Genomic DNA, 13,562 nt, shown 5'->3' on the forward strand with positions numbered 1-13,562 from the left:
GGGCAGGTGGATGCGCTATCTATCAAAAAAACGCATCCGGTGAATTTCAGCGCTACAGAATAAAGACAGGAAAAAAAATGAATGAATCGACCGAATTCGAATATGTCGGATTTTGGCTAAGAGTGTGGGCCAGCTTGATTGATACCGTCTTGATGCTGGTCGTGATTTTTCCGATCCTGTTCGCCATTTATGGAAGTGAAAATCTGGCATCCGGCGTGACGCTTAGCGGGCCGGCAAATATCTTGATTTCTTACGTGTTACCGGCGATCGTTATCATCGCATTCTGGTACGCAAGACAGGCGACTCCGGGGAAGATGGCGATAGGTGCGTCCATCGTCGACGCAAAAACCGGCGGGAAGCCAAGCTTCCAGCAGAATGCAATCCGCTATGTAGGCTATTTCGTTTCGACAATTCCCTTTTGTCTTGGACTTATCTGGGTGGGAATCGATAAACGCAAGCAGGGATGGCATGACAAGCTTGCCGGAACCGTTGTGGTGCGGCGGAAAAACAGAGGTACTGAACCGGTAAAATTTGGAGACTAACATTCATGCAGTTAAATTGCAGGACAGGGTCCGTCCACTGCGGTTACTACAACTAACGGCATATGGAAGCAAAAAAACGCAACCGGTCTACCCCATTCCACGCCCGCCATCTTTAGCCGTTGCCATTTCGAACAAATCGAATACATCGTCGTAGAGGAAGGATTTCTTTACAGGCTGGCGGTACTCTGAAGCGCTTGCATAAGCCAGGACTTTCTGTTCGCAATCATGCTTGGTTCTTGCAATGATTGCGTCTGTCTTGTCACCCTCTACGCTTTCGGCAATCCAATAAGTCATTTTCATCTTTTCCCCTGTCCCGGCACGAAACCGCCATCAGGTCTTACAGTGACATATTTTCTGCGATTTGTCTTTTAACTTTATCACTGGCAGTAGTAGTGGAAGTGAAGTCATGCAGCGTCAAAATTCAAAACAAAAAAAAGGAATCTTCCCGATCGAGAAGATTCCTCCTATTTTGACTTGCTTAAGGCCTCAGGCAGGTTGTTGAGGGTTATTACCCTCTTCGCTATCGCCGTCTTTGTTATCGTCCTCTTTGTTTTCCAGACGTTCGGTGATTGCTTCCACACCCTTGTAGCCGGCAATCGCCGCTATGCCTTCGGTGAATATCGAAGCGTTCGGATCCAGCTTCTTAACGCCTTCAACCGCCACTACTGCACCAATTACTTCTTCCAAAATACCCATGAGCCACTCCTTAAAGCATTAACAAATAAAAGAGACAGGCTGCCCTGTCTCTTGTGGTGCGTTCCGCCTTGATTACTTAGGTGCAGCTTCCTTGACGTCTGCCTTGACTACAGCTGGTTGTGCTTTCGCTTCGGTTTTTGCCGCTGTGTGATGGACCTTCGCCTTCGTGCTCTTGGCCTTCGCCTTGGCTTCAGTCGTTGCTACCTTGGCGTCAGTCTTTGCAGCGGTTTTAGTTTCAACCTTGCTTGCTTTCACATCTGCCTTGGCGGCTTGAGTTGTTGTTGCAGCTGCTGCCGGCGCTACTGGCGCAGCAGGAGCAGAAGCTTGTGCGAAAACGGAAGTAGCGAACAGGCCGGCGATCAGAGTAGCGATTAATTTGTTCATTTGTGCACCTTTTAAATTTTCCTGGTTACCTCGGTAATTCCCGAGGGCTTGAGCAATAAACGACTGCCAGGAAGATGCTGTTGACCGTCCTTACAAACGATTACAATTCGGAAAATTCTTTGCCATGCACGATCAAATCGGATCAAATCGAATCAGGATGTCTGGCGTCGTAACGCCAGCAGCAAAGAGCCGAATGAAATGAACGCTGCTCCCACCACGCGATTTACCCACTTTGCAAATACCGGCTTCAACAGCAGGTTTCTGGCGCGGGAGGCGATCAGAGCGTAGCTCAGGTGTGTCGTATAGGACAAACTCATGAAGATCGCCATGAGGATAAGGAACTGGGAAAGCAAAGGCGCCTGGGCATTGATGAACTGTGGGAAAAGCGCGGTAAAAAACAGCACGGCCTTGGGATTGGTTGCCGCCGTCAGGAAGGCTTCGCCATACAGTTTGCGAGGAGGCGGAGCAATTCCGGCCTGGCCTGTTTCCGACTCATAAGCGAGTCCGGTCGAGCCGGCGAACAAATGCCGGATGCCGATATAAAACAGATAGAGCGCGCCGCAAATCTTGACCGCAAAAAACAGCATGGCCGACGACTTGAGCAATACGCCCAGTCCAAGGATCGCTGCAGTGGACAGGCAGAATACGCCGGAAATATTGCCCAGCCCGGACCACATCACCGAACGCGGACCATAAGTAGCACCGTTGCGCAGGGACAGCAGGATGGATGGCCCCGGGCTAAGGATCGACAATGCCGCGAATGCGGTAAAGGTGAGAACAGTCTGGGTATTCATCGCGTGGGCTTTCGAGTCTGGACTCATGAAAGGCTATCACGATCTCATCCGGTTCGACAGAGCTCCGCCGCACAAACTGTCCCGGTGGAAATGGCGTCAACTGTACAAGCGACACCGCTGGCGCCATGCAAAATCATTAACACAAAGTCAATTTATCAAATTATTGACTGGCGTCAGACACCTCATCAAACATCAAAACAATCTGTAGCCCCTGGACGCGGCATCAGGAGCTACTCCAGCCACCGCCCATCGCCTTGTATAAATTGATCCGGTTATTCTGCTCGACCAGACGCAGAGAGATCAGGTTTTGCTGCGCGCCGTACCAACTGCGTTCCGCCACCAGCGAATTGAGATAGCTGTCGATGCCGCTGCGGTAACGCGCCTCCGACAGACGATAGCTTTTGGCTGAGGCGTCGACCAGTCGCTGTTGTGCACCCAGGCGTTGATCGAGGGTGGCACGCTGGGCCAGGGCATCGGCCACTTCCCTGAACGCGACCTGGATTGTCTTTTCATAATTGGCGATATCGATGTCCTTGGTTATTTTCGCGGCATCGAGGCTTGCACGATTGCTGCCGGCGTTGAAAATCGGAACATTGATCGACGGCGGGAAACTCCATGCGCCGCTCCCTGCCGTGAACAAGCCAGACAGACTGCTGCTGGCGGTCCCGCCCTGTGCCGTGAGCGTAATACTTGGGAAAAATGCCGCTCGCGCCGCGCCGACATCGGCATTGGCGGCGATAAGCGTCTGTTCCGCGGCCAGCACATCGGGCCGCTTCAGCAACAACGCGGAGGAAAGCTCTGCCGGTGCCGCCAGCAGTAGCGTGGATGCATCGGGGATGCGATCGGGCAGCAAATGCGCCGGCACCGCAATGCCGGCCAGCAGATTTAGCGCGTTGATATCCTGCTGCACCTGGCTGGTGAAAGTACCAAGATCTACCTGCGCCAATTCGACGCTTGCCTGCGCCGTCGACAAATCGAGACCCGAGGTAGAACCAATAGCGTGACTGCGCTGGCTCAGCTCATAAGAAATCTGCTGGCTCTTCAATGTACTGGCAGCCAGCTGTAGGCGTTCATTATCGGCAGCCAGCGTCAGCCAGGCGCCGGCGACTTCTGCCACCAGGCTGATCTGCACGCTACGCTGCGTCTCGACGTTGAACTGATAAGACGCCAACGCCGCTGCGCTAAGATTTTTCAAGCGCCCGAAAAAATCCAATTCATATGAACTGAAGCCCAGTTGCACGCTCTGGTTACGCGCAATCACCGCCGCGTTGCCACCGGTCTGATCGGCAGGCGTGCGCGTCACGCTGCCGCCGGCAACTACGCCAAGCGCCGGATATCTGGAGGCATCCTGAATCCTGTACTGCGCGCGGGCCTTTTCTATGTTCAGGACAGCTACCCGCAAATCCCGATTATTCGCCAGCGTCAACGCTATCACTTCGCGTAGGCGGGCATCCATGAAGAAGCTGCGCCAGTCAATCGCATCGGCGGTTTCCGCCATTGTGCCCTCTGTACCGTTCGTACCTTGCCAGGTAGCCGGCACCGGCGCGATCGGCTGCGCATAATCGGGCGCCAGGTTGACGCAGCCGCCAAGCAATATCGCCAGACCGGGTATCAATAAGCAATTGCGCATCACTCACCTGCCTTTTGCGGTTCTGCCACCGGCGGCGTGGCGGCTTTACGCCTTTGCATCAGCCGACAGATCAAATAATAAAACAGGGGCGTAAAGAAAATCCCCAGCAACGTTGCAGATATGGTGCCACCCAGCACACCGGTGCCGATAGCGCGCCGGCTGGCCGATCCGGCGCCGCTGGCAAGCGCCAGCGGCAGCACGCCGAACATGAACGCCAGCGACGTCATCAAGATAGGCCGCAAACGCAGAAGTACCGCTTCCAGCGTTGCATCCAGCAAGGATTTTCCCGATTCGTGCAACTGCTTGGCAAATTCGACGATCAGGATCGCGTTCTTGCATGACAGCCCCACCGTGGTCAGCAAACCGACCTGGAAATACACATCGTTGGACAGGCCGCTGGCAGAGGTCAGCAACACGGTGCCGATGATCCCCAACGGTACGATCAGGATCACCGCAAAAGGCACCGACCAGCTTTCGTACAAGGCCGCCAGGCACAGGAACACAAACAGGATGGACGCTGCATACAGCAAGGGCGCTTGTGAACCGGACAAGCGCTCCTGGTACGACTGTCCCGTCCATTCATAGCCGATTCCGACCTGCATCTCCGACATGATGCGCTCCACTTCTTGCATTGCCACGCCGGAGCTGACACCTGGAGCCGGTTCGCCGACGATACCAAACGACGACACGCCGTTGTAACGTTCCAGCAAGGAAGGTCCGTAGGTCCAGGCGGAACTGGTAAAGGCGGAAAACGGCACCATCTGGCCCGCGGAATTGCGCACATGCCATTGATTCAGATCCTCCGCCTGCATCCTGAACGGCGCATCGCCCTGTACATAGACGCGTTTGACGCGGCCATTATTCAGAAAATCGTTGACGTAAGAGCCGCCCATCGCAGTCGACATGGTGGCGTTGATATCTGCCGTACTCAGGCTTAGCGCGCCGGCCTTGCTGTCGTCGATATCAATCCGGAACTGGGGCGTATCGTCGAGGCCGGTGGTGCGCACGTTTGCCAGCTTTTCGCTTTTGCTCGCCAGCGCAATGAATGTGTCGCGAGCTTTCACCAGCGCCTCATGTCCAACCCCGCCGACATCCTTCATCTGGAGATCGAAGCCGGAACTTTGCCCCAGGCCACGTACCGCGGGCGGTAACGTCACGAAAATCCTGGCGTCGCGTATTTTTGCCAGATCCTGGTTTGCCCTCCGTGCAATCTGCGCCGCTCCCTGGGATTTATCCTTGCGCTTGTCCCAATCCTGCAGCTTGATGAACGCGCGCCCGACATTCTGGCTATTGCCGCCAGAACCAGAGCCTGTGACAGACAGCAAAGCATCGATGACTTCCGGCTGCTTCAGGAAATATTGCTGCACCGTGCGCATTACCTGCGTGGTCTGCTCCTCGGTTGCACCCACCGGCAGCTGGATCTGGGCGTTCAGAATGCCTTGATCTTCGTCCGGCAAGAACGAAGTAGGTAACCGCATCAGACATACCGCCATCGCAGCGACAATCAAAACATAGGTCAACAGGCTACGGCGGCCGCGCCCCAACACCCCGGCCACACCGGACTGGTAACGCCGGGCATTGCGTTCAAACGTGCGGTTGAACCAACCGAAGAAACCTTTCTGCGCCGCCTGGCCATGCGCATGCGGTATGAGCATGGTTGCGCACAAGGCCGGCGTCAGCGTCAATGCGACCAGCACTGACAAGACCATGGCCGATACGATCGTAATAGAAAACTGGCGGTAAATCACGCCGGTGGAGCCACCGAAGAAGGCCATCGGCACAAATACGCCGGACAGCACCAGCGCGATGCCGACCAGCGCACCGCTTACCTCGGACATGGCTTTGCGCGTCGCTTCCTTCGCGCTCAGCAACTGTTCTGCCATCAGGCGCTCGACATTTTCCACCACCACGATCGCATCGTCGACCAGCAGGCCGATGGCCAGCACCATGCCGAACATGGTCAAGGTATTGATCGAATAGCCGAATAGGGAGAGCACTCCGAATGTACCCAACAGAACTACCGGCACCGTGATCGCCGGAATGAACGTGGCACGCACGTTCTGCAAGAACAAATACATGATGAGGACCACCAGCACGATGGCCTCTAGCAAGGTCTTGACCACTTCCTCGATGGATACGCGGACAAATGGCGTAGTGTCGTAACTGACGACACTGGTGAGTTTCATCGCGGGCGGAAAATACGGCTCCAGCTCCTTCATCTTCGCCAGTACGGCCTTCGACGTCGCCAGGGCATTGGCGCCCGACGCCAGCTGTATCGCCAGCGCCGCCGAATGCCTGCCGTTTTGCTGTGCCTTGACGTCGTAGCTTTCAGCGCCGATTTCTACCCGCGCCACGTCCTGCAGCCGCACCACCGCACCGTCGCTCGACGATTTCACGATGATCTGGCGAAACTGCTCCGGCGTGCTCAGCTTGCTCCGGGCAGTAATGGTGGCATTCAATTGCTGCCCCGGGATTGGCGGCAGGCCGCCCAGCTGTCCGGCCGAAATTTCCGCATTCTGCGCTTCCAGCGCGCGGTTGATATCGGATGGCATCAAGGCGTATTTTTGCAATTTTCCCGGATCCAGCCAGATGCGCATCGCGTAATTGGTACCGTACGTCGTGACATCGCCGACGCCATCAACGCGGCTAATCTGGTCAACCAGGGTACTGCCGATGAAATCGCCGATATCGAACCCGGTAACCTTCGGATCGCCCGAGACCAGTGAAACAATCATCAAGGTATCGCTGGCTGCCTTGGTCACCGTCACGCCGGTGCTTTGCACTGCCTGCGGCAATCTGGAAGTAGCTAGCTGCAATTTATTCTGCACCTGCATCTGCGCCACATCCGGATTGGTTCCAGCCTTGAAATTCAACGTAATGTTGGTTCTGCCGGCAGAACTGCTGGAGGCCGACATGTATTCCAGGTTGTCCAGGCCTTTCAGTTGCTGCTCGATCACTTGCGTGACCGAATCTTCCAGCGTCTTGGCAGACGCGCCAGCATAGTTTGCCCGGATATTGATCTTCGGCGGCGCGATGTCTGGATACTGCTCCAGTGACAGCGTAACGATGGAAATCGCGCCTGCCAACATGATGGCGATTGCCAGGACCCAAGCAAAAATAGGCCGGTTTATAAAGAAGTGCGCCATGATAGTTACCCTTTAGCGCTCGGTGATCTGCAACGATTTCGACGGTTTCGACGATCCGGCGCTCATGTCGACAGCACTTACGCTGTCGCCCGCCCTGATTTTTTGCAAGCCGTCGACGATTACCTTGTCGCCCGCCTGCAAACCGGTACTTACCCACCAGCGGTTGCCGATGGCGCGGCCGACTGTCAATGCACGCCGTTCGACTTTGCCGGCGTCATTCAGAATCAACACCGTCGCTGCACCCGTAGCATCGCGAGTCACAGCCTTTTGCGGCACCAGGATGGCCGTCTCATCGACTGCCTCCTCTAATTGCGCCCGCACATACATGCCCGGGAGCAGGATGCCATCAGGATTAGGGAATTCGGCCCGCAGCGTAATCATGCCGGTGCCGGTATTGACGCTCAGGCCGCTGAATTTCAGCTTTCCCTGATTCGGATAAACACTGCCGTCTTCCAGTACCAGCTTGACCGGCGCTTCGTCGCGGCCGACCGCTTTGATATTGCCGCTGGCAAGTTCGCGCCGCATGCGCAACACATCGACGCTGGATTGTGTCACGTCGACATAGATCGGATCTATCTTTTGTATGGTCGTCAGCGCTACGCTTTGCTGTGCTACCACTAATGCGCCTGGCGTGACCGTCGAGGTTTCGATACGGCCGGAGATCGGTGCCGCAATGCGGGTAAAGCCGAGGTTGATCGCAGCTGTCTTCAGTGCAGCCCGTGCGACTTCCAGCGCCGCCTGGTTTTCACTCAGCACGCTTTGCGCATCGTCATTATCCTGCTTGCTGACCGCATCTATCTTGTTCAGCTCGATATAACGTTCCGCCTTCAACTTCGAGGCGCGCAACGTCGCTTCCGTTTTCGACACCGACGCCTTGGCGCTATCGTAGGCAGCCTGATAGGTGGCAGGGTCGATCTGGTACAAGGCTTGCCCTTGCTTGACATTCGCGCCTTCTGTAAACAACCGGCGCTGGATGATGCCGCTGATCTGCGGTCGGATATCCGCCGTCAGATAAGCGACAGTACGTCCAGGCAATTCCGTCGATACCGACTGCGGTTCCGGCTTCACGGTCACGGTACCGACCTCAGCAGGCGCTTTTGGTGCGGGTACATCGTCTGATCTTGAGCAAGCGCCCAGAACGAACGTGACCAACAGCGGAATCAGCATCAGTCTTGGCAAGGATTTTCTTTGTAGCATGGCGGGAGTCGCAGCCGCCTCTCAACTTGCGCGAGGGTATGGCTACGATCTTGAAATTTATCGAGCCTGCATGATAAAAACAAAATGTGGAGGAATATTGAGGGAGCGCATAATCCTGAAAATCTTCCCAAGATCCGACTTCCTTGCTACCCTACACCGCAGATCGACTCGCCTCCAAGGACCTTCCCGTGCGCCTCACCTTGCCCGGAACCAGCATCAGATTGAAGCTTTTCTATGCCATGCTAACCACGGCAGTAGCGGTGATTCTCGCCATGAGTGTGGTTGCGCGCGTCAGTTTTACCCATGATTTCCTCGGCTACCTGAATGAGCAGGCGCAAGGACGAATGGAAGAACTTATGCCACGTCTGGAGCAATCCTATCGCGAACACGGCAGCTGGGAATTCATAAAAGAAAATCCCGGCATCTGGTATTCCCTGTTACGCAGCACCCGCCCCGAGCTCGATCCGGACACGCCGTCATCCAAGTCTTCGCCGTCAGGCTCCGACCTGACCGGCGCTCACCTGCGCTTTACCCTGCTTGATGCCGACCGTAAATACGTGATCGGCTTCCGCGACATGCAGGCGGATGCCTTACCGCGCCCGATAATGCGCGACGGCACCATCATCGGCTGGGTGGCGCTGACGCCTTTCGAAAGCGTGATCACAGCGATCGACCAGCGTTTTCAGCACAAGCAGTGGCTGGCCCACTTGCTGATCGGCCTGGTGTCGATTCTGTTTACCGGTTTCATCGCCATCAAGATCGCCAACGTCTTGCTGTCGCCGCTGACCCGCCTGGCCAAGGCTACCCACCGGCTAGCCGGCGGCGACTATACAACCCGGGTCGAGGTGGCGACGCAAGATGAAGTTGGCCGCCTGTCCGCCGATTTCAATCAGCTGGCATTGACACTGGAACGTAACGAACGGATGCGGCGCAATTTCATGGCTGATGTGTCACATGAACTGCGCACTCCTTTGGGAATATTGAACGGCCAGCTGGAGGCGATAGAAGACGGTTTGCTGGAACCCAGCATGGATACCGTCAAATCCTTGCAATCGGAGGTTGCCACGCTGAACAAACTGGTCAACGATTTGTATGACTTGTCGCTGGCCGATGTCGGCGCGCTGACTTACCGCAAGGCTGATATCGATATCGGCTCGTTGCTACGCACCAGCTTGCAATCCTATGAGGAAACCTATCGCGAAAACGGCCTGGCGGTGACCCTCGATCTGCCGCAGCAAGCAATGCTGGTACATGCCGACGCCGGCCGCCTGCAGCAATTGTTCAAGAATATCCTGGAAAACACCTTGCGCTACACCGACAGCGGCGGGCGCCTGCAAGTCGCTTGCCGCCGCGAACAGCATCACTGGCTCCTGCAGTTCGACGACAGCACCCCGGGCACCACCCCGGAAGCGCTGCCACGTCTGTTCGAGCGCTTCTTCCGTGCCGACGCGTCACGCAACAGGGCCAACGGCGGCGCTGGTCTCGGACTGGCGATTTGCCAGCACATCGTCGAAGCGCATGAAGGCAGCATCAGCGCCGACGCTTCCGCTCTTGGCGGCCTGCGCCTGAGCATATGGCTGCCTGCCAGTCTCGCCTGAGTTGAATATTTACTATGCCGACAGATACATTCCACTTCTCCGCCCCCGTCACCGCCGACATACTGATTGTCGAGGACGAGCCGAAAATGGCCGAATTGCTCAAAACATACCTGACCGCCGCGGGATATGCATCGCGCTGGATCAGCGACGGCCGCGAAGCCTTGCCGCAGGTACGTAGCCGGATGCCGGATCTGATTTTGCTCGACATCATGCTGCCAGGCTGCGACGGCTGGCAGATTTGCCGCGAACTCCGGGAATTCAGCGACGTCCCTATCCTGATGCTGAGCGCCAGGATAGGCGAGGAAGACCGTCTGCAAGGTTTGGAGCTGGGCGCGGACGACTACATCTGCAAGACGCCGTTCAGCCCGCGCGAAATCGTGGCACGGGTAAAAGCGATGCTGCGCCGCCAGCGTTCCTTCAGTGCATTGCCGTCAGCGTTGAGTATCGATGAAGACTTGCATTGCGCTAGCGTCGACGGCGTGACGCTTAACCTGACGCCGCAGGAATACCGGTTGCTGAAAGCGCTGGCTGCGACGCCAGGCCGGGTATTCTCGCGCGATCAGCTGCTGGATAAATTGCATGACGATTACCGCCCTGTTACCGATCGCGCGGTCGACAGCCATATCAAGAATCTGCGGCGCAAGCTTGAACCGTTCTTTGACGGTCGCAATGTGATCCACGCCATTTACGGTGTCGGCTACAAGTTTGAAATCGTCGAACTGTAGTTTTCATCTTACCGACCTTACCGGCTGGAACGCGTGCTGACGTCAACCCACACAGCCAGCATCAGGATGCTGCCCTTGACGATCATTTGCCAGTAAGTGTCGACATCCAGCATCGACATGCCGTTGTCCAGGCTGGCCATCACCAATGCCCCGATCAGTGCGCCATAGACCGTGCCAGAACCGCCGCGCATGGAAGTACCGCCGATGAAACACGCTGCAATTGCATCCAGTTCGCCCATGTTGCCGGCAGATGGCGAACCTGCAGCCAGGCGCGCAGTATTGACCAGGCCTGCCAGTGCGCACATCACGCCCATGATGCCGAAGATCCACAGTTTCACTGCTTGCACGTTGACGCCGGATAAACGGGTGGCCTCCATATTGCTGCCAACCGAATAGATCCTGCGGCCGAACACAGTCTGCGTGGTGATGTAGCTGAACAGACCCAGCAAAGCCAGCAGCAACAACACCGGCACCGGAATACCATCGTAAGTATTAAGGGTTGACACGAATGCCAGCAAGATCAAGCCGATCAGTAGCACGCGCAACGCATCGCGCCACAACGGCGGCACCGGTAACGCATGCAACACGCGGTTGCGGCGCTGACGCCAGGTCAGCACCAGCGCCAGCCCGAACAAACCGAACCCTAGCACGATACCGAGTTGCGGCGCCAGATAACCTTGGCCCAGATATACCAGGTCGCTGGAGACCGGGGCAATCGTCAGGCCGCCGGTGACTCCCAGCAGAATCCCGCGAAACGCCAGCATGCCGCCGAGGCCGACGATGAATGACGGAATCCGCATGTAGGCCGTCAGGTAGCCGTTGAACAGGCCCAGCGCCAAACCCAGCAGTAACACCAGAAAAAGGTTCAGCGGCAGCGGCAAGTGATGGGTGACGTTAAGCACCGCGGCGACACCGCCCAGCAAGCCGAGCATGGAGCCGACCGAGAGATCGATTTCGCCGCCGATAATCACCAGCACCATACCGCAGGCCAGGATGCCGGTAATCGACATTTGGCGCAGCAGATTGGAGAGATTGCGCGGCGTGACGAATCCGCCTTCGGTTTTCCAGCTGAAGAATGCCCAGATGATGGCAATCGCAATCAGCAGGGCCATGATCTTGTATTGCCGGAACAGCTGCTTGATATTGATTGAACTCGTATTGATAGAACGCACAGTCGAATTCATATTCGAACTCATATTAATTCCCCGATGGTTTCAGATGCCGCTGTGGCGAGCTGCTGTGAAGCCTGATATTGCGACGACTGGTCGATGGCGGCCGCCAACACGGTTTCCTGGGTCAGGCCGCGATTGATGAAATTGCCGCGCAGCTTGCCTTCGCCGATAACCAGCACGCGGTCGGACACGCCCAGCACTTCTGCCAGCTCTGAAGACACCATGATGATCGCCACGCCCTGCCGCGCCAGGTCCGCCATCAACCTGTAGATTTCAGCCTTGGCGCCGACATCGACGCCACGGGTCGGTTCGTCCAGAATCAGGACCTTGGGTCGCGCCAGCAGCATTTTTGCCAGCACCGCCTTTTGCTGGTTGCCGCCGGACAGAGAGGTGATGGGCAAAAACGGACTGGAAGTCTTGAGCTGGAGCCGGCTAATTTCAGCTTGCACGGTTTTCAGCTCGGCCTCGGCATCGATGCGGGTACGCCGTGAAAAATCCTTCAGTACCGTCAAGGTGATGTTCTGACCGACGTTGAGATCCGGCACGATGCCGTGCTGCTTGCGATCTTCCGGCACCATGCACAATCCTAGCCGGATCGCTTTCAGCGGCGTGCTGGTATCGACCTTGACACCCTCCAGCCAGACTTCAGCCTGGCTGCGTCCGGGATAGGCGCCAAACAAAGCCGACACCAGCTCAGTGCGGCCGGCGCCGACCAAACCGGCGATGCCAAGGATTTCGCCGCGCCGTAATGAAAAGGAAATATCGTCGACGCGCTTGCGTTGCGGGTTATCCGCATCATGGCAAGTGACGTGCCGCGCCTCAAACATCACCTCGCCGATCTCGTGCTCCTGATCCGGATACATGGCGCTGATTTCGCGGCCTACCATCTGCGTGATGATCTGGTCGACGTTCATGTCACGCATAGGTGTTGTGGCTATGTGCTTGCCATCGCGGATCACGGCCACCGTGTCGCACAAGGCCGCCACTTCATCCAGCTTGTGCGAAATGTATACGCAAGCGACACCTTTGGCTTTCAGGTCGCGGATAATATCCAGCAGTACCGCGATCTCAGACGCCGTCAGCGACGACGAAGGCTCATCCAGAATCAGCAGCTTGGCTTGTTTGTTGAGCGCCTTGGCAATTTCCACCAGCTGCTGATGGCCTCCACCGTAATTCATCACCGGCAGCGCGACATTAATATCCGGCATTTTCAGCTCGCGCATAAGTTCAGCCGCGCGCCGGTACATCGCAGGATAATTCATGCGCCCGCCCGGTAGCGTCAGTTCGTGTCCCATGAAGATATTCTCGGCCACCGACAACTCCTGCACCAGCATCAGCTCCTGATGGATGATGATGATGCCGGCGGCTTCGGTGTCGCGCATGGATTGCGATTTCAGCGGCTGTCCTTGCCACAGGATTTCACCCTGCCAGGTGCCGCGCGGATAAACGCCGGACAGCACTTTCATCAGAGTCGATTTGCCCGCGCCGTTTTCGCCGCACAGGCCGAGGAATTCGCCAGTCTTGATCTTGATATCTATGCCGTCGAGTGCACGGACAGCGCCGAATTCCTTGACGATGCCCTGCATTTCCAACAAATAGTCGGACATGTTTGCCCTCGCAATAGTTGAATGGATAACGGCGCACCGGCGGACGGATTTAATTCCGCGCCGCCGGCAGC

12 protein-coding genes are annotated in these 13,562 nt (G+C 56.5%); 3 read left to right on the forward strand and 9 right to left on the reverse strand.

Translation table 11 applies throughout. The features are described from left to right. Window positions 1–77: 77 nt before the first annotated feature. Entirely contained in the window at window positions 78–542 is a 465-nt protein-coding gene (locus BM029_RS09295) for an RDD family protein (RefSeq protein ID WP_092435055.1), read from the forward strand. Between the two features lie 87 nt (window positions 543–629). On the opposite strand, the gene BM029_RS09300 is transcribed toward BM029_RS09295, so the two are convergent. From BM029_RS09300 to BM029_RS09330, 7 genes are all read right to left on the reverse strand, one after another. Continuing rightward, entirely contained in the window at window positions 630–842 is a 213-nt protein-coding gene (locus BM029_RS09300) for a hypothetical protein (RefSeq protein ID WP_092435058.1), read from the reverse strand. Between the two features lie 186 nt (window positions 843–1,028). After that, window positions 1,029–1,238 (reverse strand): hypothetical protein, encoded by a 210-nt coding sequence (locus BM029_RS09305; RefSeq protein WP_092435061.1) that lies wholly within the window; start codon window positions 1,236–1,238, stop codon window positions 1,029–1,031. A 72-nt stretch (window positions 1,239–1,310) separates the two neighbouring features. Then, window positions 1,311–1,622, reverse strand: a complete 312-nt coding sequence (locus BM029_RS09310) for a hypothetical protein (protein WP_092435064.1) — start codon at window positions 1,620–1,622, stop codon at window positions 1,311–1,313. A 152-nt stretch (window positions 1,623–1,774) separates the two neighbouring features. Then, window positions 1,775–2,443, reverse strand: coding sequence for a LysE family translocator (locus BM029_RS09315; RefSeq protein WP_244544977.1), 669 nt, complete (start codon window positions 2,441–2,443; stop codon window positions 1,775–1,777). 196 nt (window positions 2,444–2,639) lie between these two features. Continuing rightward, window positions 2,640–4,046 carry an efflux transporter outer membrane subunit gene (locus BM029_RS09320; RefSeq protein ID WP_092435068.1) on the reverse strand — a complete coding sequence of 469 codons (1,407 nt, stop codon included), beginning with the start codon at window positions 4,044–4,046 and terminating at the stop codon, window positions 2,640–2,642. Next, window positions 4,046–7,192 (reverse strand): efflux RND transporter permease subunit, encoded by a 3,147-nt coding sequence (locus BM029_RS09325; RefSeq protein ID WP_092435071.1) that lies wholly within the window; start codon window positions 7,190–7,192, stop codon window positions 4,046–4,048. The genes BM029_RS09320 and BM029_RS09325 overlap by 1 nt, the downstream gene beginning before the upstream one ends. A 12-nt stretch (window positions 7,193–7,204) precedes the next feature. Further along, window positions 7,205–8,371, reverse strand: coding sequence for an efflux RND transporter periplasmic adaptor subunit (locus BM029_RS09330; RefSeq protein WP_244544978.1), 1,167 nt, complete (start codon window positions 8,369–8,371; stop codon window positions 7,205–7,207). A gap of 239 nt (window positions 8,372–8,610) precedes the next feature. On the opposite strand from BM029_RS09330, the gene BM029_RS09335 reads away from it, so the two are divergent. Then, window positions 8,611–9,987, forward strand: coding sequence for an ATP-binding protein (locus BM029_RS09335; protein ID WP_244544979.1), 1,377 nt, complete (start codon window positions 8,611–8,613; stop codon window positions 9,985–9,987). 14 nt (window positions 9,988–10,001) lie between these two features. Beyond that, the gene (locus BM029_RS09340) at window positions 10,002–10,712 is read left to right on the forward strand and encodes a response regulator (protein WP_092435080.1); all 711 of its coding nucleotides are present in this window, start codon (window positions 10,002–10,004) and stop codon (window positions 10,710–10,712) included. 17 nt (window positions 10,713–10,729) lie between these two features. Here BM029_RS09340 and BM029_RS09345 read toward each other — a convergent pair whose 3' ends face one another. Continuing rightward, complete coding sequence (locus BM029_RS09345; RefSeq protein ID WP_170851030.1) at window positions 10,730–11,908, reverse strand: sugar ABC transporter permease; 1,179 nt, start codon at window positions 11,906–11,908, stop codon at window positions 10,730–10,732. Next, window positions 11,905–13,491, reverse strand: coding sequence for a D-xylose ABC transporter ATP-binding protein (xylG, locus tag BM029_RS09350; protein ID WP_092435086.1), 1,587 nt, complete (start codon window positions 13,489–13,491; stop codon window positions 11,905–11,907). The genes BM029_RS09345 and xylG overlap by 4 nt, the downstream gene beginning before the upstream one ends. Window positions 13,492–13,562: the final 71 nt, after the last annotated feature.

It is taken from the genome of Collimonas sp. OK607 (assembly GCF_900111995.1).
Taxonomy (GTDB): domain Bacteria; phylum Pseudomonadota; class Gammaproteobacteria; order Burkholderiales; family Burkholderiaceae_D; genus Collimonas.

Excerpts from the sequence above, each read along its gene's own strand:
- BM029_RS09310 (WP_092435064.1), bottom strand. The coding sequence starts at position 1,622 with ATGAACAAATTAATCGCTACTCTGATCGCCGGCCTGTTCGCTACTTCC.
- BM029_RS09315 (WP_244544977.1), bottom strand. The coding sequence starts at position 2,443 with ATGAGTCCAGACTCGAAAGCCCACGCGATGAATACCCAGACTGTTCTC.
- BM029_RS09340 (WP_092435080.1), top strand. The coding sequence starts at position 10,002 with ATGCCGACAGATACATTCCACTTCTCCGCCCCCGTCACCGCCGACATA.
- BM029_RS09300 (WP_092435058.1), bottom strand. The coding sequence starts at position 842 with ATGAAAATGACTTATTGGATTGCCGAAAGCGTAGAGGGTGACAAGACA.
- BM029_RS09325 (WP_092435071.1), bottom strand. The coding sequence starts at position 7,192 with ATGGCGCACTTCTTTATAAACCGGCCTATTTTTGCTTGGGTCCTGGCA.
- xylG (WP_092435086.1), bottom strand. The coding sequence starts at position 13,491 with ATGTCCGACTATTTGTTGGAAATGCAGGGCATCGTCAAGGAATTCGGC.
- BM029_RS09320 (WP_092435068.1), bottom strand. The coding sequence starts at position 4,046 with ATGCGCAATTGCTTATTGATACCCGGTCTGGCGATATTGCTTGGCGGC.
- BM029_RS09305 (WP_092435061.1), bottom strand. The coding sequence starts at position 1,238 with ATGGGTATTTTGGAAGAAGTAATTGGTGCAGTAGTGGCGGTTGAAGGC.
- BM029_RS09345 (WP_170851030.1), bottom strand. The coding sequence starts at position 11,908 with ATGAGTTCGAATATGAATTCGACTGTGCGTTCTATCAATACGAGTTCA.
- BM029_RS09295 (WP_092435055.1), top strand. The coding sequence starts at position 78 with ATGAATGAATCGACCGAATTCGAATATGTCGGATTTTGGCTAAGAGTG.